The following is a 20,826-nucleotide window of genomic DNA, read 5'->3' on the forward strand; positions in this document are numbered from 1 at the left end:
ACCGGTAGCGTCGCCAGGCGTGACGACTGTACGGCTGCGACCCGAGGGGACGGCCGACGCCGCGGCGGTCCGCCGGGTGGTGGCCGCTGCCTTCGCGGCCCCGGACCGTCCGGTGCCGGCGGAGGTCCGGTTGGTCGAGGCGCTGCGGGACAGTGAGGCCTGGCTTCCGGAGTTGTCCATGCTGGCCGAGGTGGATGGCGAGGTGGTCGGTTACGCGCTGCTCACCCGGGTGGTGGTGCAGCCGGGAGCGGTGCCGGCGCTGGCGCTCGGTCCGGTGGCGGTGCTTCCGAAGCGGCGCGGGGTCGGCTACGGCACGGATGTGGTGCAGGCGGCGCTGGGGGCTGCGACCGAGTTGGGCGAGCGACTGGTGGTCGTGCTCGGTGACCCGGCCTACTACTCGCGGTTCGGGTTCGTGCCGGCCGCCCGGTACGGGTTGACCAGCCCCTGGTCCGGGCTCGGCGCACCATGGCAGGCCCTGGTGCTGCCGCCGTCGGTGAGTGGTGACGGCGCCGTACCGGCCGGCGAGGTGAACTATCCGATGCCCTGGTCCCGGGTCTGACCAGCGTCGGGTGCTCCGCTCGGACGGCCCTTCAGGCTGGCTGGGTGCGCAGGTAGCGTCCGAAGTGCGGCACCGTGAAGGCGACCGTGCCCCGCTCGCCGGAGTAGATCAGCCCCTTCTTGATCAGCGCGTCCCGGGCCGGGGAGAGACTCGCCGGCTTGCGGCCGAGCGCGCGGGCGATCTCGGCGGTCGGCACCGCCGCGTCCATGTCGTCGCGTTCGACCCCGGTCTCCTCCCCGGCTACCAGGGAGAGTGTGGCCATCGCCCGCATGTACTCGCGTTCGGCCGGGGTGGCCCGCTCGAACCGGGAGCCGAAGAAGCCGACGGCCAGTTCCGCTTCCGCCTCGGGGGCGGCGACCCGTACGTCGGCGGCGGTGACCGGCGAGCGCGGCGCGTGGTCCCAGGTCGCCTTCCCGTACGCCTGGACGAAGTAGGGGTATCCGCCGGACTTCTCGTAGAGCAGGTCGAGCGCCTTCTGCTCGTACTCGACGCTCTCCCGTTCGGCCGGCGCGCAGAGCGCCTGGTCGGCGGCGATCCGGTCGAGCCGGTCGATGCGTTGGTAGCGGAAGAGCCGCTCCGAGTAGGACTTGGCTGCCGAGAGCACGGCGGGAAGGTGGGGCAGGCCGGCACCGACCACGATCAGCGGTGCGCCGAGCTGCGACAACTCGTGGCAGGCGGCACAGAGTGCGGAGACGTCCTCGGGGTTGACGTCCTGCATCTCGTCGATGAAGACGGCGATTCCGGTGCCGACGTCGGTGGCGACGCTGGCCGCGTCGGTGAGGAGTTCGACCAGGTCGATCTCGATGTCGCCGGAGTCGGCCCGGCCGCTGGCGGCGGGGACGTCGATCCCGGGCTGCCAGCGGTCGCGCAGCTTGGTGGCGGCGGCCCCGCGACCGCTGCCGGCGGCGGTGCCGCCCCGCAGGGCGAAGGCTTTGAGTACGCCGAGGAAGCCGTCGATCCGGTCCGGCGCGCGGTGGTGTGGCGCGAGTTCGCGTACGGCCATGTGCAGGGCGGCGGCGACGGGTCGGCGCAGTGACTGGTCCGGCCTGGCCTCGATCTTGCCGGTGCCCCAGAGGCGTCCGATGGCCTGTGAGCGCAGGGTGTTGAGCAGGACGGTCTTGCCGACCCCGCGCAGCCCGGTGAGCATCAGGCTTCGTTCCGGTCGTCCTCTCGCGACGCGTTCGAGGACGATGTCGAACACGTCGAGCTCCCGCCCCCGGCCGGCGAGCTCTGGTGGGCGCTGGCCGGCGCCGGGGGCGTACGGGTTGCGGACCGGATCCACGCATTGCACCGTATCGGCATGTCTAGCCAGTGGGCTAGAAATAGGTAGATTCCGCTACGGCGTGTCGTCTCGTGAATAAACTAGGGCTGTCTAGCGGAATTGCTAGACAGCCCTAGTTTCCACAATCACTGTGACTTCAGGCAGAGTACGAAGTCGAGCACGTCGAGTTCGCTGTTGAAGAAGTACCACTCGGTGTAGCCCTCGACCTGCGCGCACTTGGTCTTGGCGTCATTCTCGCCGTCGGTGGCACCGTCGAAGCGCCGCAGCACCTGGTACGTCTTCGGCCCGCACTGGGTGATCGCCAGCTTCGGCTTGCCGCTCGCGTCGCCCTCGTTCTTCACACACTGGCCCTCCTTGACCAGCCGCGCGTCGGTCGACGACTCCGGTGCCGGGGTGCCCTGTTCCGGATCCGGGGTCGGCTCGCCCGGCGCACCCTCGCTCGGATCCGCACCGGGCGAGGGCGCCCCGGCGGCGGGCGTACCACCCGAGTCACCGCTGTCCCTGGTCGCCCACCAGAGTCCGGCACCGCCGACCCCGAGGACCAGCACCACCAGCGTCACCAGGACGGCCGTCAGCGCCCTGCCCTTGCGAGGTGGCACCGGCGCGGCGGTGGTCCACTCCGGATCCGGGCCCGGCGCCGGATAGCCCGGCGGGTAGCCCTGGCCCGGCCCGCCCGGGTAGCCCTGGCCCGGCCCGCCCGGGTAAGCGTCTTCGCGGTAACCCTGGTCCCGGTAATCCTGGTCGCGATAGCCCTGATAATCCTGGTGACCGCCCGGCGGGACCGAGGTCGGCCTCTCCTGCCACGGCTCCGGCTCGCCACCCCACGGGTCGGCCGGCTGGGCGTACGGATCCCGGGACTGCCGGTACGGCTCCTGCGGCCGGGACTGCGGGGCACGCGGCTGCTGGTACGGCTCCTGCTGGTACGGCTCGGCCTGCGGCTGCCGGTACGGCTCCTGCGGGTACGCCGGGGAGGTCGGCTCACCGGACGGCTGCCGGTACGGCTCCGCCTGCGGCCGGCGGTACGGGTCGTCCGGATGCTGCCCCGGCCAGGGGCCCGAGCTCTGCCCGTGATGGGGACCCTGCTGCTGGCCGGGCCATGGCTCCGGCTGCTCGCCCGGGTACGGCTGCTGGCCGGGGTACGGCCCGCCGGGCGGTCCGTGGTGAGACATGGACTGTCCTCCTGGCACGAGAGAAAGAGGCGGGCCACCCGTACGGGACGGCGATGCTCTGGTCACCGTAGCGTGACCCCCTGATCGGCTCACCTCCCGGAACCGCGCCAACGTCGACAAGTCCGCCGGCTTTGCCGGATCCGTACCGACCCGTCGGTCTCCGGCGGGGCGCGATTGTCATCCAGCCGACCCGGGACCTTCACCCGTACGCCGCATGGGGTCGACCGGTGACGATCGCGGCGATAGCATCCGGGCGCATGTTCGCCGCGCTCACCGCGACCGCCGTCGCGACGGTGCTCGGAGCGGTGCTCGCGGCGTTCACACCACGACTGGTCCACCGGCTCTCCGTCGAGCCGGGATCGCCACCCCGGTCGGCCTGCGAGCGGTGCACCCGCCCGTTCCCACACGGCCGGCCCGGCTGGGTACGCCCCGGCGCGCGCTGCCCGGGCTGCGGCGCGCGCCTGGGTCCCCGTACCGGAACGGTCGTGGCTCTCGGCGCCGCCATCTGCGGCCTGCTCACCGCCGGCCTCACCGGCACCGACGGAATCGACCCGGCGCTGCCGGCGGTGCTCGCGCTCGCCGTGGTCGGCCTACCGCTGGCCCTTATCGACCTGGCCTGCCTGCGGTTGCCGGACCCGCTGCTGGCGCTCGCGGCGGTAGCCGTACTGCTCGGGCTCGGCGGCGCGACAATCGTCCTCGGTACGTCCGAACCGCTGCTGCGGGCGCTGCTCGCCGCTCTCGCCAGCGCCGCCGGGTACGTGCTGCTCGCGCTCCTGCCCGGCTCCCGGCTCGGGTTCGGTGACGTGAAGCTGGCTGCCCTGCTCGGCCTGCCGCTGGGCTGGTTCGGCTGGCCGGTGCTGCTGCTCGGCCTCTTCCTGCCGCACCTGATCAACGGGGTGGTCGGGTTGGCTCTGCTGGCCACCGGGCGGGTCGGCCGGGGCAGCACGTGGGCCTTCGGACCGGCCCTGCTCGCCGGCGCCCTGTTCGCGCTCCTGCTCGGCTGACGGCACCGCCCTGCGGGCCGGCGCAGGCCGGGTCAGAGGAGCCGGAGTTGGCGGTCCTTGGGGCGGCGTGGCTCGGCGTCACCGAACCGTTCGAAGAGTCCGGCGTCGATCGGAGCCAGGAACGGCGTCGGGGCGCACTCGCGTTCCTGACCGTGTCGTACCCGTCGGGCGACGTGACTGAGATAGAGCCGGTCCTGTGCCCGGGTGAGTCCGACGAAGAACAGGCGCCGCTCCTCGGCCACGTCGTCTTCGGTGGGCGGTCGTCCCGGGAAGCGGAGCGGAAGCAGCCCGTCCTCGCAACCGACCAGGAACACCACCGGGAATTCCAGCCCCTTGGCGGCGTGCAGGGTGAGCAGGGTGACCGCCTCGGCGCGGGGGTCGAGCGCGTCGACCTCGGCGCCGGTGGCGAGCTGCGACAGGAACAGCGGCAGATCGTCGCCGCAGCGCTGGGCGAGCGGGGTGAGCAGCTCGACCGCGTTGCGGATCTCCTCCGGGCCGATCCCACCGGGGGCGTCCAGGGTCGGGGTGGCGAACCGTTCGGCGAGCACCTGACCGGCGAGGCGTACCCGTGCGGCCAGGGAGCCGCCGAGCCCGTCCGCGTGCCGCAGCTCGCGCGCGATCACCGCCACGCCGGGCCGGTCCCGCAGCCGGTTGTGTGAGCGCTTCTGCACCGGCACCCCGGCCCGGACCAGGGCATCCACGATCGGAGCCGCCTGGGCGTCGGTGCGGTAGAGGACGGCGATGTCGGAGAACGAGACGGTGGAGTTGCGACCGTCGATCCGGCCCGAGTCCAACGACCGGTGTGACAGCCCGCCGACCAGGTCGTCGACGGTCCGTACGACGAAGTTCGCCTCGTCCGCCACCGACGCGGCCGGATAGCGACCCACCAGCGGCGCCTCCAGGTCCAACCGGGCCGGGTCCAGCCGCCGCCCCGGGACCAGCGACGTCGGGGCGATGGCCTGCACCGAGGCGGCCAGGATCGGCGCCGAGGAGCGGTAGTTACGGGTCAGCCGGACCAGCCGGGCGTCGGCGAAGTCCTGCGAGAACCGCAGGAAGTACGCCACGTCCGCGCCCCGGAACGAGTAGATCGCCTGGTCCGGGTCGCCGATCGCGCAGAGGTTGCCGTCCGGCGGGGCGAGCAGCCGGAGCAGTTCGTACTGCACCGCGTCGACGTCCTGGTACTCGTCGACGAAGATCCACCGCCACCGGTCGCGGTACTGCCGGACCAGCTCCGGGTCGTCGCGCAGTACCCGTACCGGCAGGGTCACCAGCTCGTCGAGGTCGACCAGGTCCTGGCCGCGCAGCAACTTGACGTACGTCGCCTCGTCCTCGCCCGCCTCCGCCCGCGCAGCGGTCCGCTCGGTGTCGTCGGCGATCCGGAAGTCGGCCGGCAGGCCGGCCGCGGCCGGGTGTTCGCGCAGGATCGCCAGGCCGAGCGAGTGGAACGTGGCGACGGTGATGTCCTCCGCCACCGGGCCGAGCAGCCCGTCCAGCCGGACCTGCAACTCCTCGGCCGCTCGCCGGGTGAAGGTGATCGCCAGGCAGTGCTCCGGGAAGACGTTCAGCTCCGCGCAGAGGTACGCGATCCGGTGGGTCAACGTACGGGTCTTGCCGGTTCCTGGACCGGCGACGATGAGCAGCGGTCCGCCCGGCGCGGAGGCGGCCACCCGCTGCATCGCGTCCAACCGGTCGAGCAGGCCGGTGCCGACCTCCTCCATCCCGGCGAGCATCGGCTCGAAGGGTTCGTGTGGTGACGGCGGCGGGGCGATCGGTGGGGCCGGCGGTGGAACGGCGCGGGCCGCCCGCCGCTTCGGTTCGGCGGCCTTCGCGGTGGGCTTGGCGCGCGGCTTCGGCGCCGACTCCGCCGTCGGTCGCGCCCGGGGCGTGGGCACGGGTACGTCGAAGAGCGCCTCCGGCTGCCCACCCGTACCCGGGCCGCGCAGCTCCTCCGGGGCGAAGAGGCTGATCACGCCGTACTCGCCGTCGAAGCCGGGAACCCTACGCACCTCGCCCCGGCGGAGCCGGTCGATCGCCTCGGTGAGCCGCTCCCCGCCCGCCTGCCGCAGGTCGTCCAGGGGTACGGCGGTGAGGATGTCGAGTTCGGCGCCGAGCGCGGCGACCAGGTTGTTGAGTTGCCCCTCGACCGTCTTCGACTTCGGGCCGACGCCGTTGATCTCGCCCAGGATCTCGGCGAGCTGGACCAGGTGGGTGACCCGTGGCGCGTTCGCGGGACTGTGCCCCTCCGGCCGGTCGGCGAGGTCCTCGACCCGGCTCAGTACGCCGACGGTCAGCGGTTTGCCGCACTCCGGGCAGAGGCCGCCAGCCTGCCGGGTGCGTTCGGGCGCCCAGTTGACGCCGCAGAGCCGGTGCCCGTCCGCGTGGTACTTCCCCTCCTCGGGGAAGAACTCGATCGTGCCGGCGAGCCCGTTCCCGGTGCGCAGCGCCGACCGGATCGCGAAATAGTCCACGTCGGTGGCGAAGACGGTGGCCTCCCGGGCCAGCGCGGCGGGCGAATGGGCGTCGGAGTTCGACACCAGCCGGTACCGGTCAAGGCTGGACACCCGCCAGTTCATCGCCGGGTCGGAGGAGAGGCCGGTCTCCACCGCGAAGATGTGCTCGGCGAGGTCGGCGTAGCAGTCCGCGATCGCGTCGAAGCCGGACTTGGAGCCGAGCGCGGAGAACCACGGCGTCCAGATGTGCGCCGGCACCAGGTAGCCGTCCGGGCTCGCCTCCAGCACGATCTCCAGCAGGTCGCGTGAGTCGAGTCCGAGGATCGGCCGACCGTCCGAGCCGATGTTGCCGATCCGGCCGAGCACCGCGTTGAAGCGGGCGACCGCGTCCAGGTCCGGCAGGTAGATCAGGTGGTGCACCTTGCGGGTCCGGTCGTCCCGTTTGTAGATCGTGGAGATCTCCACGCTGAGCTGGTAACGCACCGGGTTCGCTTCGGCCACGCTGGACAACCGGGGCGGCAGTCGGCGGGCGATGTCCCGTTCGGCCTCCGGGCTGAGCCGGTAGAGCCCCGGTTCGGCCGGGCGGAGGGTTTCGCGAAGGTGGTCGTACCACGCGGGGTGGGTGAAGTCCCCGGTGCCGAGCACGCTGATGCCCTTGCGTTTGGCCCACCAACCGAGGTTGGGCAGGGTCAGGTCGCGACTGCACGCGCGGGAGTATTTCGAGTGGATGTGCAGGTCCGCGACGAACGAACCGCCGGCCAAGGCGGAGCCGCCGGAAGGTGCAGCGCTGAACGGAAGCACGCCGCATACTGTCACGAGCCGTCGCACGGGTGCGTGTCGCCACGCGCGAATGTGATTTCTAGCCGGAACCCCGGCGATGCGCGTCCGGGTATCTCGATGTTCGGGGGATGGGTGTTGTCGGCGGTCCGCGCTCCGCGTCTCGTGGACGAACTGGTGACCCTGGGCACCCGTGTGGCCCTGACCGCCGATCCGGCACTCTGGGTGGAGGCGTTGCTGGACCTGCTCACCGTGCTACGGAGGCTGGTTGAATTGGAGCCGCAGCAGGCGGACCTGCTGGACCGGATCGTCGCTGGTTCACAGATCGCCGTCGAGGACCTCACCCCGCTGGTTGTTCCCGGTGTCGGACGTAGCGCGCAGACCACATCGTGAAGCCTTCGACGTTGAGGCGCCGAGCGACTCCGACACCAGACCTGTTCTCCTCGCTTTCTTGAAGGCAAGGCAGTTCTTGATCGGGCCGGGGAGCCTCTTTCAAGCTTGCGGTTGCCATTCGTTGGCGAGGCGCTCAGCCTTCATCAGGAACTCGTTTAGCTGTTCCTGTGACATCTGTTCGTCGGCGATCAGCTTGAAGAGAAGCTGACCTTCGATCTCGGCGACGGTGCCGAGGTCAAGATTCTCGACAGTTTCCTCGACCCCGGGCACCTCGATGTCGAGAGTGGCGCAGATCAGATGTTCGGCCTCTTTGGCGGGGAGGTCTCGTCCTTCGGACAGGAACGCGCGGGCGTCCGCAACGAAGCGAATTATCTCTGAAAGGTCTCGACGGCTCCCGAAGCGTCGTTGAACCGCGAGGTTGAATGCGAACGCAATGATGGCGACCGGAGTGCCTTTTCCCTGCCGATCGAACTCCTCCATGAGTGCATCGTAAGTATCCCAATCCTGTTCGAGGATTGCTTTGAGAAATTTGGTATTGTCATCCATTGGATTCGCTTCCATCCTTTCGGTTGTTGTTCGCCTTGGTCTTTCTGCGTAGTCGGGCGGCGAGTTCGGCGCCCTTAATGCCCATGACGGCCAGGGTAAGTGCTGCCAGGAGGGCGTCTCCCGCCTGTGCTCCTTGTGACCCTTGTGATTTCACAAATGCTGGCGTCGCCTGCTTTGGTGCTGCGGTGCCAGATGGTCGGGTCGCGTCCTGAATTGCGTTGCCGAGCTTCTTTGCATGCTGGAGGCCGTCTTCCGCGTTAGGGGTGGCACCAGCCCTGCCTAACAGCCTGCTCGACATTGAGCCTTGATGAGGTGTGTCTAATACCTGCTCGCCGTCGGGCATTGCGCCTTGCGACGACATGCTCGGCGGTATTGATCCTGGAGCAATGGTATTGGCGTACTCGGTGAAGGCTTTGGTCGCCTCGGAAAGCAGCCGAGCGACCCTCCCTGCCTTCTGGCCGGCAGTCTGAGACTCGTACTTGGCATGATTGATGTCTGGGTGATCGGTTCCCTTGCCGACCTCGATGTAGCGGGCGTTTGCCGCTTCGGCGTGCTCCTGGGCAGCCTTAGCGGTGATGGCGGCTTGATCCAGTTCGTTGATCACTCGGCGGAACTGCTGCACCACCTCTGCGAGGTTTCCCGTCATCCAAGGATTCCCAGGTACCGGTTAGCCGCGTCGGTGCTGACCTCGATCCGCCGTAGTACAAGGTCAACCTCGTGCTCAGCCTCTCTGAGGCAGTCGAACCCCCGCTCGACGGCCTTGTGTCGACTGTCATGGGCGGTCGACAGAGCGAGCGTGTGGGCAAGACGCCCGTGGCTGTCCGCATCCCGGATCGTGCTCTTGGCTCGCTCGCTCGCCTCGATACCTTTACGGATCGCTGCCTTGGCGTCCTCGATGCTCACGGCGTGACCGCGATCAGCCGAGGATGACGATGTAGTCGCGAGCGGCCTGTGATCCGCCCTCAGCAAGCGTTGCGGCCTCGTCAAGGCGCTGCTTGCTTTGCTCGGCACGAGCAATGGATTCGCCGATCTTGGGATGACCGGCGCCGGCCGCGACGGCGCGGAGCCGGTTCAGCATTTGCTCGATGCTGTCCATGGCGGTTCGGATCTGGTTAGTGGCAGTGTTGCCCTGCTCGGCGGCCTGGGTGAGTGCCGCCTTCACTTCCTCGATGCTGGCCATGTCGTCCTCCCCTGAACCCTGGCGCAGATCGCAAGCGGCAACCGTTGTGGGGCCAAGCAGGCTGCCGGCTCGGGCGTCTGCGTAGTCGGAGGAACACTATCGGAAGTCGCTTGTAGATGCAGCCTTGTGAAGCCCCATTGATCCTGCTGCATCGCCGTTTGTTGTAGGTGATGCAGTCCGTCCAGGGAGCTGCCGCTAACGCCTTCCCTTTTCCGCCACGAAGACGCCGCGACCAGGGCGACCGACCAGGACCCCGAGGTTCCGTAACGTGGCTACGGCCCGGGAGACGGTCTTCATGGATACGTCGTAGTGGTCAGACAGCTCCTTGGTGGAGGGAATCTGGGTGCCGGGCGGGAAGATGCCCTGCTCAATGCGCCTGACGAGATCCTCGATCAATTCATCCATGGTTGGCGGGATAGGCACGGTTCGCCCCTTGCAGTCGGTTGGCCTACCCAGTATTGATCACCGTCCGCGACGTAGGCAACGTAGCTACCAGCGAAGACGTAGATTTCGCTGGTGTCGTACTTGACGTAGGTGACGCTGCGTCTCTAAGGTCGTCGATGGTGGTTGTCAGGGGCTTTGCGGTCGGTTGGCACCTTTCGCAGGTCAGGGCATCCGTTAGCGCACCGGGACGGGTGCTGGTGCACGCCCTCCGTTCACCAGCACCCGTCCCGGCCGATCCTCAACAACAGCGACCCCGTTGCTGTACTGCCGAACTGGGCTGCGGCGGCGGGGTGGGGTGGTCCCGCCGGACCCGAAACGGCGGGGCCACCCCCTCCATCGGAACCCGAGACACCTCGACAAAAAGGAGCCTTGGCGTGCGACGACTCCTCCGGCGCATCCTGACAAGATCGGAAAAGCCCCAGCCGCGCCACTCGACGGGAGGTGAATACCGCTCCGCGTCGTACCTGCCGATGCGGCCCTGGCAGGTGCGGGGCCGGCAGTTCACGATCAGGCGGCGTGGCCTGGATCCCGACGAGGTGGCCACCTTCCTCGACCGGGTCGCCGACGACCTCGCCAGCGTCCACGCCGAGCTTGCCCGCAGCCGGGACGAAACGGCGCGGATCAAGTCCGCGCTCCGTCACTGGCAGTCCAGCCAGGCGCCGAGCATGCGCGAGCTGGCCCGCCGGTGAGCGCCGACGACCCGACCCGGTACGTCATCCACCTGCCGATCGCCGCACCCGACCTGCCCCGGGCCCGCATCCTGGCCCGCACCGCCGCTCGGGCGCTGGCCTTCCTCTCCGTCGACGCCCGGGAAACCACCGTGTCGGAGGAGGACAACCAGGGCGTACACCATCGGGTGTTCTGTGATCGGTTGCTGGACGAGGGCCGGCGCTGTGTGCTCCGGGCCGAGCACGAAACACCCTGCGCCCCACGGGTACGGCGGTGAGCGGCGGGACGGCCGTGGTCTGCGCCGCCTGCGCGGGGCTGACCTTCACCCTCAACCCCTGCCGGTGCACCTGGGGCGGCGACCGGTTCCTCATCGATGAGCAGCGACCGGGTGGCCAGCCGTACCGGGATTGCCTGCTCTGCCGGGGCGACGGCACCGTCGCCCGCCCCTGTCACCAGTGTGGCCAGCGCGGCGAACGCCGGCCGCAACTCGTGCTCACCGTGGTCAACGCCGACACCGGCGCGGTGGCGTCGGTTAACGTCACGGCCGGCGCGGTCGAACCACGGCAGGCGGCGGACAAGCGGTGGGAGCTGTGGCTCACCCCGCTGATATCCGAACTCGCCGCCGAGGTCGGCGCCACCGCGCTCTCCGATATCTCCACCGGGTGGCGCCCGCTCGGCGACGAGTACGTCGCGCTGCCCGGCGAGTGGCGCCCCGACCTGCCCGCCGAACGGCGTGACGCCCTGGTCGCGGCAGCCCTCGCCAACTGTTCCCACAATCCGTGGCGGGTCTTCCACGGCCGCAGCGTCGCCCCACCGTCCCCTGATCTCAACGGTCGACTCGCCCAGCTCTGCCGGCTCGCGGACCAACTCTTTCTCGACCTGGTCGTCGAGGCGCGGCGTCCCGGCTACGGCGGACTCACCTGGGACATCCGCTACGAGACGCCCGGCGGCGGCGTCCCGGCCACCCCTCGGGCCCGCGCCGACGACCTGCCCGCCGCCCTGGCCAGCATGTTCGCCCCCGCCGGTATGTTCGCCACCGCCCCGGTCGCGGCCGCCTTCGACGGGTTCGAGCTGCGCGGACTCGATGCCCCCGCGCACTACCTGCGGGCCGGTGCCGCGCCACCCGACCTTCCGGAACCCGTCGACCTTGACCAGGTCGAGCGGCGGACCATCCGTGACTGCGAGGGCTGGCCCGGTGCCCAGGCGATCTGGCGAGACGGCCGGTGGTGGCACACCTCGCTGCGCCCCAGCCGCGTCGTCGAGACCCTCACCAAGGAACCGACCGGCCAGGTGTCCCGCCGGGTCATCACCGAACTCGTACGCGCCTGGGAACCGCCCGCGCCGAGTTGGCTCGGCGAGCCGATCCCGTACCACGACTGCCCCGACTGCGACCCGGACAGCCGCCTCCGCGCCTGCCACTGCACCCTTGGTGCCCGCCCGGCCGACCCGTCGTGCGATGCCTGCGGCGGAGCAGGGGTACGTGCCCAGCACCTGCCCTGCCACACCTGCGGCGACAGCCGGCGGGTCTACCACGGTGCCGTCGTCACCGTCACCGACCTCGCCGATCGGGTGATCCACGAGAACTGGTCCGGTCAGCCCGTGGACGCGCCGCTGGTCGCCACCCAGCCCGGCGGGAAACCCGTTGTCCAACTGCCCGAGCAGCACCGGCTTGCCCGGCTGACCGGCCACTTCGACCAGCGGCCGGACGTCCTGACCGAACTCGACGGCGGCCACCAGTTCGGCCAGGATCTGCGCGACGGCATTGTCACCGTGCACCGTCCCGGCGACGATCCGCTCGCCGAACAGATCGCCCGCGCCACCAGGGGGCGCCCCGGCGCACGGCTACTGCTGTCGGCCCGGCCGCCGGCCGCACCGCCGCTGGCCGAGCTGATCGGGATCGCCCTCGGCCTGCACCTGGCCATCGCGATCACCGTGCAGAACCACCGACTCGATGCCGGGGACCCGTTGCGGGTGCACGGCGAGAGCTGGGACGTGGAGATCACCGCTGCCGACCCGGCCGCCCCGTTCACCGACCTGCCGCTCCATCGGAGCCTGCCAGCGGCGGTCGCCGACTGCGTGACGTACCTCGAAGTGGCCCTCGCCGCGACGGTGCCCGCCGATCCGCGCCAGCCGATCCCGGTACCGCAGACGCCGCGACCATGCCCGGTCGACGACCCGGACCGGCTCATCGCGCGGCTCGGGCAGCACCATCCCGGCAAGCCGATCACCGTACGCTTCGATCGCACTGGCTGCACCGTCCACCTGCACGAATACGGCGTCACCCAGGTGCTGGCCAAGGCGCCAACCCTGGCCGCCGCAGCCGCCGTGCTCGGCCTGCCCACGCGGGACCAGCAGTGCTGACCCGGACCGGCGGTCCTCCGGACGCCTCAGCCGCCGGCGAACGGGGGTAGTACGTCGACCGTGGCGGCCGGCGGCAGCGGCTGCTCACGATCGTGCTGGACCACGCCATCGACCAGGAAACTCGCCACCTTCAGCACAGCGGCCAGTCGTTCGCCGTGCCGGATGCCCAGTACGTCGGCGAGTTCGTCCAGGCTGAGTCCGCCCGGAGCGGGCTCCTCGCGTACCCCGGCTGCCGCCCGCGCCGCCGCGAAGTACCGGATTGTCAGCTCGGCGCTCATCGTCAGCCTCCGATCGCCGACATCGGGCGGGCCGGCTGTAGAAAGGTCGGGTCGTCGATGTCGTGTCCGGCCCGCTTGCCCCACATCGCGGTACGCCAGCGACGTGCCAGTTCCTCGTCGTCGGCCCCGGCCCGGAGCGCTTCGCGCAGGTCGGACTCCTCGGTGGCGAAGAGGCAGGCGCGTACCTGCCCGTCCGCGGTGAGCCGGGTCCGGTCGCAGTCGCCGCAGAAGGGGCGGGTGACGCTGCCGATCACGCCGACCCGGGCCGGGCGGCCGTCGAGTGCGGTGAATCCCTCGACCAACCAGGTCTCGGCCGGTGCACCGCCCCGCTCGACCGGGTCGGGCAGCAGGGTGAACTCGGCCTGTAGCGCGGTCAGGATCTCGCTCGCGGTCACCATCGCGTCGCGATCCCAGCCGTGCTGGGCGTCGAGCGGCATCTGCTCGATGAAGCGCAGTTCGTAGCCGTGGGCGAGGGCGAACCGGAGCAGCGCCGGCGCGTCCTGGTCGTTGACTCCGCGCATCAGCACCGAGTTGATTTTCACCGGGGTCAGCCCGGCGTCGGAGGCGGCCGCCAGCCCGGCCAGTACGTCGGCGAGGCGGTCCCGTCGGGTCAGGGTGGTGAACCGGTCCGGGTCGATGGTGTCGAGCGAGACGTTGACCCGGTCCAGCCCGGCGTCGCGGAGCGGTCGGGCGAGCCGGGCCAGCCCGATGCCGTTCGTGGTCAACGACAGCGTCGGCCGTGGGGTCAGGCTGGCGGCGGCGGCGACGATGGCCGGCAGTCCGGGACGGATGAGCGGCTCACCGCCGGTGAACCGCACCTCGGTCACACCGAGCCGCAGCACCGCCACCCGGACCAGACGGTTGATCTCGTCGTCGGTGAGCAGCCGGCTCTTCGGCAGCCACGGCAGCCCTTCCTCCGGCATGCAGTAGGTGCAGCGCAGGTTGCACCGGTCGGTCAGGGAGACCCGCAGGTCGGTGGCGACCCGGTGGTACCGGTCGACGAGACCGTCCACCGCCGGTCGTACCGGCACGGCCGCCCCCGGTGGTGTCTCCCCGGGGGTGGTCGCGGTCTCCGGTCCGGCTGCTCGCGCCGTACCGGCGGCGGTCGATTGGATAACCCGGATGCCCATCGTTCGACGGTATACCGTCAACCGTCCAGCGCGGAGCCAGCCGCCGTGCTTACCGCCGACCGGTAGCCGGCGCCGAACAGGGCGGTGTGCACCAGCAGCAGGTGGAGTTGGTGCAGCGGGAGCCGTTCGCGCCAACCGTCCGCGAGCGGCCAGACTTCCTGGTAGCCGTCGAGGATGCGGGAAAGTTCGGGGGCGCCGCCGAAGAGCGCCAACTGGGCCAGGTCCGTCTCCCGGTGTCCGCCGTGGGCGGCCGGGTCGACCAGCCAGACGCGTCCGTCGGCGCCCCAGAGCAGGTTTCCCGGCCAGAGGTCACCGTGGATCCGAGCGGGCGGCTCGTCGCCGCCGTACCCGTCGATGGTGTTCATCACCCGTTCGACCAGCTCGACCTCCGCCGATCCGAGGGCGCCGTTGTCGACCGAGCGGCGCAGGTAGGGGGCCAGCCGGTGTTCGGCGAACCAGGCCGACCAGGGGCCGGGTGAAGGGGTGTTCGACTGCGGCAGCGCGCCGATGTAGCCGGGCCAGTTCGCGCCGAAGGCCGGTGCGCCGGCCCGGTGCAGGGCGGCCAGGTTCCGGCCGAAGCGGGTGGCCGCCGCCGGGGTCGGCGGACCCGGTTCGACCCATTCGAGGGCGAGCAGTTCGGGCAGTTCGGCGACGATCTCCGGCACCGGGACCGGGCCGGCCGCGCGCAACCAGCGCAGTCCGGCCGCCTCGGCCGCGAAGAACCCTTCGGGTACGGGTGTCGCCGCGCCCTCGGGCCAGCTCTTGGCGAAGACCGAGTTGCCGTCGTCGAGGGTGAGTCGACGGGCGTCGCAGATGTCGCCACCGGCGACCGGCGTCTCCCTGATCCGTTGGTGGGTGAGGAAGGTGGGCAGGTGCTGTGGGTGCGCCCGCAGGTACGCCAGGTCCATCCGGGCAACGTACCGCGCCAGCTCCGGTGCGCGTATCAGCGGCTGACCAGCGGAACTACGTTCTGTGCCTGTGGATAACCCGCGTGTCGTCCACAGGGTCTGGTGGCCGTTCCACCGCCGGGCGAGGCTCGTCACATGACCTCGACCGATCCGCCACGGCTCACCGTACGCTCGACCGCCGATCTGATCTCGGCGGTTCCCTACCTGCTCGGGTTCCATCCCGCCGACAGTCTCGTGCTGCTGGCGATGCGGGACACCCGGATCGTCTTCGTCGCCCGCGGCGACCTTCCGGAGCCGGGCGATCCGGCCGCACTGCGCCAGGCCGCCGAATACCTGACCGCCGTGATCCGCCGGCAGGGTGCGCAGGCGGTCACCATCCTCGGCTACGGCCCGGCGCACCGGGTCACCCCGGCGGTGGACCAACTGGAGGCGGTGACCCAGGCCGCCGGCCTGATGGTCTTCGACGCGCTCCGGGTGAGCGACGGCCGCTACTGGTCCTACCGGTGTCACGAGCCCGGGTGCTGCCCACCGGAGGGGACCCCGTTCGACCCGGCCACCAGCGCGGTCGCCGCCGCCGCGACCTTCGCCGGCCACGTGGCGCTGCCCGACCGGGCCGCCCTGACCGAGCGGGTCGCCCCGGTCGGCGGCACCGGGCGGGCGGCGATGGGGTCGGCCACCGTACGGGCCCGTGAGCGCCTCGCCGACCTGCTCGCCACCGCACTGCCCGGTGATCCGACCGGCATCCGTTCGATCCGTGCGGCCGGGGCGGACGCGGTGCGGCGGGCCGAGGGCCGGCACCGTGCCGGCCAGCCGTTGCGGGACGACGAGGTCGCCTGGCTCTCCGTGCTCCTCACCCACCTGGACGTACGCGACCACGCGTGGGAACGGATCGGTGCGGACGACTGGCAGGTGGCGCTCTGGACCGATGTGCTGCGCCGGGCCGAACCGGGGTTGGCCGCCGCACCGGGAGCACTGCTCGCCTTCGCGGCCTGGCGGGTCGGGAACGGCGCGTTGGCGGCGGTGGCGGTCGAGCGGGCACTCGCCGACGACCCCGGGTATTCGATGGCGCAGCTGATGGCGGACGTGCTCAACGGCGGTCTGTCGCCCTCCGCGCTGGCGGAGAGCTGGGCGAACCCGACGAGTCCGAGCCGTACGGGACGCCGGGGCGGATCGTTGCGACGCCGCCCCGACCCGGGTGGGCCGCCTGCCCGGGTGGGGCGGCAGCGTCGGTCGAGGAGGTCCCGCCGCTACTGGCGACCCGCCCGGCGCGACGTCGGTTAGCGAGGTCGGGTGGATGCGGTGCGGACCGGTCGGCCCCACGGATCCATCGAGCGCGGCTACTGTGGATCGGTGATCGAACTGGGGGCGGTGGTGCTCACCGGAGGCGCGGCCCGCCGGATGGGCGGGATCGACAAGCCCGCCGTCCCGGTGGCCGGACGGTCGATGCGGGACCGGGTCCTCGCGGCGGTCGCCTCGGCGAAGCCACGGGTCGTGGTCGGCCCGGCCGTCGACCTGCCGCCCGGGGTGTCCGCCACCCGTGAGCAACCACCCGGCGGCGGCCCGGTCGCGGCGACCGCCGCCGGCCTCGCCGCGCTCGGTGTGTCCGGCCCCGCCACGCTCGCTGTTCCCGACCCCGCTCATGGCCCGCCTGGTATCCGCCCCGAGCCGCCAGAGTTCGTCGCGTTGCTCGCCGCCGACCTGCCGCTGCTGACCGGGGAGGCGGTCGGTCTGCTGGCCGAACGGCTCGCCGGATCGCACGCGGACGGGGTGCTCTACCGGGACGACGACGGTCGACGACAACTGCTCTGCGGGGTGTGGCGGACCGCCGCCCTGGCCGCCGCCCTCGACCGGCTGCACCGGCAGCGCGGCGGAACCCTCGTCGGGGCGTCGATCCGCGCGCTGGTTGCCGAGTTGACCGTGGTCGAGGTCTCGTGGGCGGGATCCGGGCCACCACCCTGGTTCGACTGCGACACTGACGACGACGTACGCCGGGCCGAGGAGTGGACACGATGACAGTTTCCGACCGGAGCGGGTCGCCCGCTCGGATCGTGGTGAGGCACTGATGGGGACGCTCGACGACTGGGTGGCGGCGGCCTGCGCCGAACTGGGGCTCGACCCGTCGACGGCAGAGGTTCCGGTCGTACTCGACCTGGCCCGGGACGTCGCCCACCAGGTGCTGCGCCCGGGTGCGCCGGTCACGGCGTACCTGCTGGGGATCGCCGTCGGGCGCGGCGCGGACCCCGCACAGGCCGCCGGCCGACTGGCCGCGCTGGCCCGGTCCTGGCCGCCGCCGGACGGCCCGGCCGCCTCCGACGACGCCGCCTGAGCGGGGCCCGTGGCGGATCCCGTCGCTGTCTGTCCGATCCGGGTCCGCTCTCTGCCCAGCCGAGGTTGCGCTGGGTAGGGTGTGTGCCTGACGGACGGAGGCGATCATGAACGCAGAGCACCCCTCGGCGACTGGTTCCGGCGCGACCGACCCTGCGGCGGGCGAGCTTGCCGCGACCGGGCCGGCCACGGTCGGCGACGCCTGGCCCGGCCAGCACGACTCGATCCTGCTCGACGAGCCCAGCACCGCCGACCTCCAGGCGAAGGTGACCGAGGCGTGGCAGGAGTTCGCCCGAGCGTTGGCCGCCGCGCTACGTACGCTTCCGGCCGGGGCACGGCTGGAGGTGACCCTCGACCCCACCGCCTCCGGCACCGGCGACGCCATCTACTCGGTCAGCATCGAGATCCTCGCCGAGGGTCGGATCGGTGCCCGTGCGGTCGGCAACTCCGCGCTACCGGAGGGCTTCCGGCTCAACCGGAGCGCGGTGGCCGAGATGGTGGCGCTCGGCTGGTCGCCACCGGGTGTGGTCGAGGGCTCCGGTCCGCATTTCGGGCTGCGTAGCGGTACGTCGGAGGCGAGCCGACTGGCCACCACCGTCGTCCGTACGCTCCGCGACGTCTACGGTGCGCCGCATCCGGCCTTCCTGGTCTACCTGGCCCAGGGCGCCGATGACGAGTTCCTTGCGGTCGAACCGCTCGGCACGGCGCGTGCCGCGCTCACCCCCGACGCCGAATCGGACGACGGCACCGAGGTCGACCTGGACGAGGCGCTGGCCGCCGCCCGGGCCGCCCAGGGGGTCGGCGACGACGTGATCCCGCTCGAGGAGCGGGTCCGGACGGTTGTGTCGGCCATGATGAAGTCCACTCCGGAGCATCTGCAGGTTGACTCGGACGGTGACCTCAACATCCGGGCCGGCTCGGCGATGGTCTTCGTACGGGTCCGCGACAACCCGCCCCTGGTGGATGTCTTCTCGCCGGTCCTGACCGAGATCGAGCCGACCGAGCAGCTCTACGTCAAGCTCTCCGAGCTGACCAACCGGATGCCGATCGGGCGGCTCTACTGCACCAACGACACGGTCTGGGCGTCCATCCCGGTTTTCGGCCGTAACTTCCAGGCGACTCACCTGATGCTGGCGGTCCAGGTGATGACGGGGCTCGCCGACGAACTCGACGACCGGTTGCACGGCGAGTTCGGCGGCAAGCGGTTCTTCGGCGAGGGGGACAAGCCGACCAACCGGGAGACCGGCGAGCACCGTACCGGCATGTACCTGTAGGGCGTGCCCGGACGATCCTCCCGGCCGGGGGTCAGGTCAGCTCCACCCAGCCGGCGGTGTCCATGGTGGAGAGTCGGGTGGCTTTCAGTCCGGCGTCCGAGACGGTCCAGAGCACGTCGCCCACCACCAGCGACCGGCGGACCGCCCCGTTGCGCTCCGGGCCGGCCTCGTCGGTCTGCTCGACGAGCCCGAGCGGCGTGAAGCCGCGTTCGTCCACCCGCAGGGTCAGCGCGCCCTGGGTGGGCATCCGCCGCCCGCCGTCCCCTCCCCTGTCGTACGCGGTCACCGGTACCACCACCAGTCGTTCGGCCGGCCAGTAGAGAAACGCGTGCGGGTCGGCCTCGGCCTCGGAGTGGCCCTGCTGTACGTGGTGCTGGGCCAGTCGTCGGGGCGAACCGAGGTCGGACACGTCGAAGAGGGAGAGCTGCGTTCCCTGGGTCATGCCCTGGCTGTTGGCCTCCTGGCCGACGCCGAGCAGCCGGTTGCCGTCGATCGGGTGCAGGTACGCCGAGTATCCGCTGATCTTCAGCTCGCCGATCACCCGTGGCGCGGCGGGACGGCGCAGGTCCACCGTGTACAGGGGATCGGTCTGGCGGAAGGTGACCACGTATCCGGTGCCACCGACGAAACGTACGGCGTAGATCCGTTCTCCCCGGCCGAGACCGGTCACCCGCCCGACCTCGGTCAGCGTCCTGCCGTCGGCGCGCAGCACGTACACCGCAGAGCTGGACCGGGGGTCACCGCCCCGAGCCTGGCCGGTGGTGGTGGCGACGCGGAGATGACCGTCCCACTCCGACAACGCGTACTGATTGATCAGCCAGCCGGGCACGGTGGCGGAGGTGACAAAGCGCGGCGCGCCCGACCCGGCGGTGTCGAACTGGTAGATCTCGGTGACCTCGTCCCTCGCGTCCGGGGCGAAGCCACGACCGGTGGCGGTCCGCCACCGCTGGTCGTTGCTGAGGTAGAGGTGGGACCCGTTGCTGTAGACGGTGTCGCCGTCGGCCACGACGGTGAGCGGGTCGCCGTCGGTCAGGCTGGTCGCGCCGAGGTCGAAGCTGAGCACGGTGACCAGGGCGGTGCCGGAGTAGCTGGCGGGTCGCACCAGCCGGTCGCAGCCGACCTGGCCGGAGCGGGTCACGCCGCCGGTGGTGATCTCGTAGCGGGGGAGCCAGGCGTCGGCCGGCGCCTGGTCGATCAGGTCGCGGTTGCGCGCGGTCGCCTCTTCGTCGCTGCCGTCCTCCCGGTAGGGGAAGACCAGGCGTGGCGAGGAGCGAACGACGACCCGGACCGTGGCACCGACCTGGCGGGCGTCCACCAGGCTGCCGTCGGTGGCGTACTCGGCCAGGATCCGGGGCGCCCCGGTCAGGTCGACCAGGACCAACCGTGGCCCGCTGACCGCGTCCAGGGCCGGGGGCAAAACGTCGGGGCCGACCGCGACGTCGGAACGGGGTACGTCGGTCCGGGCCACGCCGCCGCCCCAGCCGTCCCGCACCAGCACCAGCGCCCGGTCGCCGTGCAGGAGCAGGCTGCTCTCGCTCCATCGGCCGGGGTCGGTGGTCGGAAAGAGCTCCAACCGTCCGGTACGTTGCCGACGGACCGGGTCGATGACGTGCAGTACGCCGCCGCCGACGGTGACGATCCGCCGGCCGTCGGTCTTGACCAGGTCCGGTTCGTCCACACCGGCCTCGTGCACGTTGGTGCCGGAGTAGCGGTCCGTCGCCTCGGCCTCGGCCGGCGGTGCTCCGGCGGGTAGTGCCCCCGCCACGGCGGCCCGCTCACCGCCGCCGGTCGCGTCTCGCAGCAGGCCGACCCCGCCGAATCCCCAGGGCCCGACGGATGACTTCGCGGCCGACCTCAGCTGGGTCAGCGCCTCCGCGCAGGAGTCGAAGGCGACGAGCCGCCAGCCACCGGCAGGTACGCCGGGATCCCGGATCGGGCGCTCGTCGGTCGGGCCCGGGGTGCTGCCGGCGACCAGTGCGAGGGTGGCGACCAGCGCACAGCCGGCGATGACGATGGTGGGGCGAGCGAGACGCCTTTGGGTCATGGCCGGTACGACGTGTCGAGCGCGCCTCGCGTT

22 protein-coding genes are annotated in these 20,826 nt (G+C 71.3%); 10 read left to right on the plus strand and 12 right to left on the minus strand.

Features of this window, described 5'->3' with window-relative positions:
• Positions 1-19 precede the first annotated feature (19 nt).
• Positions 20-559: a GNAT family N-acetyltransferase gene (locus BDK92_RS18200; RefSeq protein ID WP_121157784.1), complete on the plus strand. Its 540-nt coding sequence runs from the start codon at positions 20-22 to the stop codon at positions 557-559.
• 31 nt (positions 560-590) lie between these two features.
• On the opposite strand, the gene BDK92_RS18205 is transcribed toward BDK92_RS18200, so the two are convergent.
• Together BDK92_RS18205 and BDK92_RS41190 are read right to left on the minus strand one after the other, a co-directional pair.
• Positions 591-1,841, minus strand: coding sequence for an ATP-binding protein (locus BDK92_RS18205; protein ID WP_121157785.1), 1,251 nt, complete (start codon positions 1,839-1,841; stop codon positions 591-593).
• A gap of 125 nt (positions 1,842-1,966) precedes the next feature.
• Complete coding sequence (locus BDK92_RS41190) at positions 1,967-2,440, minus strand: LppU/SCO3897 family protein (protein ID WP_121162357.1); 474 nt, start codon at positions 2,438-2,440, stop codon at positions 1,967-1,969.
• A gap of 827 nt (positions 2,441-3,267) precedes the next feature.
• On the opposite strand from BDK92_RS41190, the gene BDK92_RS18215 reads away from it, so the two are divergent.
• Positions 3,268-4,014, plus strand: a complete 747-nt coding sequence (locus BDK92_RS18215; protein ID WP_211349273.1) for a prepilin peptidase — start codon at positions 3,268-3,270, stop codon at positions 4,012-4,014.
• 32 nt (positions 4,015-4,046) lie between these two features.
• Here the strand turns inward: BDK92_RS18215 and BDK92_RS18220 are convergent, their stop codons facing one another.
• Entirely contained in the window at positions 4,047-7,265 is a 3,219-nt protein-coding gene (locus BDK92_RS18220; protein WP_121157786.1) for a UvrD-helicase domain-containing protein, read from the minus strand.
• A 96-nt stretch (positions 7,266-7,361) separates the two neighbouring features.
• Between BDK92_RS18220 and BDK92_RS18225 the strand changes: the two genes are divergently transcribed.
• Positions 7,362-7,634 (plus strand): hypothetical protein, encoded by a 273-nt coding sequence (locus BDK92_RS18225; protein WP_147457040.1) that lies wholly within the window; start codon positions 7,362-7,364, stop codon positions 7,632-7,634.
• Between the two features lie 99 nt (positions 7,635-7,733).
• Here BDK92_RS18225 and BDK92_RS18230 read toward each other — a convergent pair whose 3' ends face one another.
• The 5 genes from BDK92_RS18230 to BDK92_RS18245 all read right to left on the minus strand — a co-directional run bounded on the left by BDK92_RS18230 (position 7,734) and on the right by BDK92_RS18245 (position 9,783).
• A complete protein-coding gene (locus BDK92_RS18230; protein WP_211349274.1) occupies positions 7,734-8,114 on the minus strand; it encodes a hypothetical protein in 381 nt (126 codons plus the stop codon).
• Between the two features lie 58 nt (positions 8,115-8,172).
• Complete coding sequence (locus tag BDK92_RS38450) at positions 8,173-8,826, minus strand: hypothetical protein (protein ID WP_147457041.1); 654 nt, start codon at positions 8,824-8,826, stop codon at positions 8,173-8,175.
• On the minus strand, positions 8,823-9,083 hold the full coding sequence (locus BDK92_RS18235; protein WP_121157789.1) for a hypothetical protein: 261 nt from the start codon (positions 9,081-9,083) through the stop codon (positions 8,823-8,825). The genes BDK92_RS38450 and BDK92_RS18235 overlap by 4 nt, the downstream gene beginning before the upstream one ends.
• Positions 9,084-9,096: 13 nt before the next feature.
• Entirely contained in the window at positions 9,097-9,360 is a 264-nt protein-coding gene (locus BDK92_RS18240; RefSeq protein ID WP_121157790.1) for a hypothetical protein, read from the minus strand.
• Between the two features lie 195 nt (positions 9,361-9,555).
• Positions 9,556-9,783, minus strand: coding sequence for a winged helix-turn-helix domain-containing protein (locus BDK92_RS18245; protein WP_211349276.1), 228 nt, complete (start codon positions 9,781-9,783; stop codon positions 9,556-9,558).
• Between the two features lie 416 nt (positions 9,784-10,199).
• Between BDK92_RS18245 and BDK92_RS40390 the strand changes: the two genes are divergently transcribed.
• From BDK92_RS40390 to BDK92_RS18260, 3 genes are read left to right on the plus strand one after another with little or no spacing between them, the layout of a single operon-like run.
• On the plus strand, positions 10,200-10,493 hold the full coding sequence (locus tag BDK92_RS40390; RefSeq protein ID WP_246017539.1) for a DivIVA domain-containing protein: 294 nt from the start codon (positions 10,200-10,202) through the stop codon (positions 10,491-10,493).
• A complete protein-coding gene (locus tag BDK92_RS18255; RefSeq protein WP_121157793.1) occupies positions 10,490-10,750 on the plus strand; it encodes a hypothetical protein in 261 nt (86 codons plus the stop codon). Before BDK92_RS40390 ends, BDK92_RS18255 begins: the two co-directional genes overlap by 4 nt.
• Complete coding sequence (locus tag BDK92_RS18260) at positions 10,747-12,834, plus strand: hypothetical protein (protein ID WP_121157794.1); 2,088 nt, start codon at positions 10,747-10,749, stop codon at positions 12,832-12,834. Before BDK92_RS18255 ends, BDK92_RS18260 begins: the two co-directional genes overlap by 4 nt.
• 26 nt (positions 12,835-12,860) lie before the next feature.
• On the opposite strand, the gene BDK92_RS18265 is transcribed toward BDK92_RS18260, so the two are convergent.
• Genes BDK92_RS18265 through BDK92_RS18275 form a run of 3 tightly spaced genes read right to left on the minus strand, consistent with a single transcriptional unit; the run spans position 12,861 to position 15,150 of the window.
• Positions 12,861-13,112: a MoaD/ThiS family protein gene (locus tag BDK92_RS18265; protein ID WP_121157795.1), complete on the minus strand. Its 252-nt coding sequence runs from the start codon at positions 13,110-13,112 to the stop codon at positions 12,861-12,863.
• A 2-nt stretch (positions 13,113-13,114) separates the two neighbouring features.
• Complete coding sequence (gene moaA / locus BDK92_RS18270) at positions 13,115-14,242, minus strand: GTP 3',8-cyclase MoaA (RefSeq protein WP_121157796.1); 1,128 nt, start codon at positions 14,240-14,242, stop codon at positions 13,115-13,117.
• A gap of 17 nt (positions 14,243-14,259) precedes the next feature.
• Positions 14,260-15,150 carry a fructosamine kinase family protein gene (locus BDK92_RS18275; RefSeq protein WP_121157797.1) on the minus strand — a complete coding sequence of 297 codons (891 nt, stop codon included), beginning with the start codon at positions 15,148-15,150 and terminating at the stop codon, positions 14,260-14,262.
• A 135-nt stretch (positions 15,151-15,285) separates the two neighbouring features.
• On the opposite strand from BDK92_RS18275, the gene BDK92_RS18280 reads away from it, so the two are divergent.
• The 4 genes from BDK92_RS18280 (at position 15,286) to BDK92_RS18295 (ending at position 18,749) form a co-directional block, all read left to right on the plus strand.
• A complete protein-coding gene (locus tag BDK92_RS18280; RefSeq protein ID WP_121157798.1) occupies positions 15,286-16,431 on the plus strand; it encodes a DUF4192 domain-containing protein in 1,146 nt (381 codons plus the stop codon).
• A 69-nt stretch (positions 16,432-16,500) separates the two neighbouring features.
• Positions 16,501-17,163: a molybdenum cofactor guanylyltransferase gene (gene mobA / locus BDK92_RS18285; RefSeq protein ID WP_281278626.1), complete on the plus strand. Its 663-nt coding sequence runs from the start codon at positions 16,501-16,503 to the stop codon at positions 17,161-17,163.
• A gap of 49 nt (positions 17,164-17,212) precedes the next feature.
• Entirely contained in the window at positions 17,213-17,476 is a 264-nt protein-coding gene (locus BDK92_RS18290) for a DUF6457 domain-containing protein (protein ID WP_121157799.1), read from the plus strand.
• A gap of 106 nt (positions 17,477-17,582) precedes the next feature.
• Complete coding sequence (locus tag BDK92_RS18295) at positions 17,583-18,749, plus strand: YbjN domain-containing protein (protein WP_246017111.1); 1,167 nt, start codon at positions 17,583-17,585, stop codon at positions 18,747-18,749.
• Positions 18,750-18,780: 31 nt separating this feature from the next.
• Here BDK92_RS18295 and BDK92_RS18300 read toward each other — a convergent pair whose 3' ends face one another.
• The gene (locus tag BDK92_RS18300) at positions 18,781-20,793 is read right to left on the minus strand and encodes a beta-propeller domain-containing protein (RefSeq protein ID WP_121157800.1); all 2,013 of its coding nucleotides are present in this window, start codon (positions 20,791-20,793) and stop codon (positions 18,781-18,783) included.
• Positions 20,794-20,826 lie beyond the last annotated feature (33 nt).

Source organism: Micromonospora pisi (genome assembly GCF_003633685.1).
Classification (GTDB): Bacteria; Actinomycetota; Actinomycetes; order Mycobacteriales; family Micromonosporaceae; genus Micromonospora_G; species Micromonospora_G pisi.

What these genes read in the sequence shown, in the direction of transcription:
- BDK92_RS18215 (WP_211349273.1), top strand. Translation starts at nt 3,268, where the DNA reads ATGTTCGCCGCGCTCACCGCGACCGCCGTCGCGACGGTGCTCGGAGCG.
- BDK92_RS18225 (WP_147457040.1), top strand. Translation starts at nt 7,362, where the DNA reads ATGTTCGGGGGATGGGTGTTGTCGGCGGTCCGCGCTCCGCGTCTCGTG.
- BDK92_RS18230 (WP_211349274.1), bottom strand. Translation starts at nt 8,114, where the DNA reads ATGGAGGAGTTCGATCGGCAGGGAAAAGGCACTCCGGTCGCCATCATT.
- BDK92_RS38450 (WP_147457041.1), bottom strand. Translation starts at nt 8,826, where the DNA reads ATGACGGGAAACCTCGCAGAGGTGGTGCAGCAGTTCCGCCGAGTGATC.
- BDK92_RS18240 (WP_121157790.1), bottom strand. Translation starts at nt 9,360, where the DNA reads ATGGCCAGCATCGAGGAAGTGAAGGCGGCACTCACCCAGGCCGCCGAG.
- BDK92_RS18265 (WP_121157795.1), bottom strand. Translation starts at nt 13,112, where the DNA reads ATGAGCGCCGAGCTGACAATCCGGTACTTCGCGGCGGCGCGGGCGGCA.
- moaA (WP_121157796.1), bottom strand. Translation starts at nt 14,242, where the DNA reads ATGGGCATCCGGGTTATCCAATCGACCGCCGCCGGTACGGCGCGAGCA.
- BDK92_RS18275 (WP_121157797.1), bottom strand. Translation starts at nt 15,150, where the DNA reads ATGGACCTGGCGTACCTGCGGGCGCACCCACAGCACCTGCCCACCTTC.
- BDK92_RS18280 (WP_121157798.1), top strand. Translation starts at nt 15,286, where the DNA reads ATGACCTCGACCGATCCGCCACGGCTCACCGTACGCTCGACCGCCGAT.
- BDK92_RS18290 (WP_121157799.1), top strand. Translation starts at nt 17,213, where the DNA reads ATGGGGACGCTCGACGACTGGGTGGCGGCGGCCTGCGCCGAACTGGGG.
- BDK92_RS18295 (WP_246017111.1), top strand. Translation starts at nt 17,583, where the DNA reads ATGAACGCAGAGCACCCCTCGGCGACTGGTTCCGGCGCGACCGACCCT.
- BDK92_RS18300 (WP_121157800.1), bottom strand. Translation starts at nt 20,793, where the DNA reads ATGACCCAAAGGCGTCTCGCTCGCCCCACCATCGTCATCGCCGGCTGT.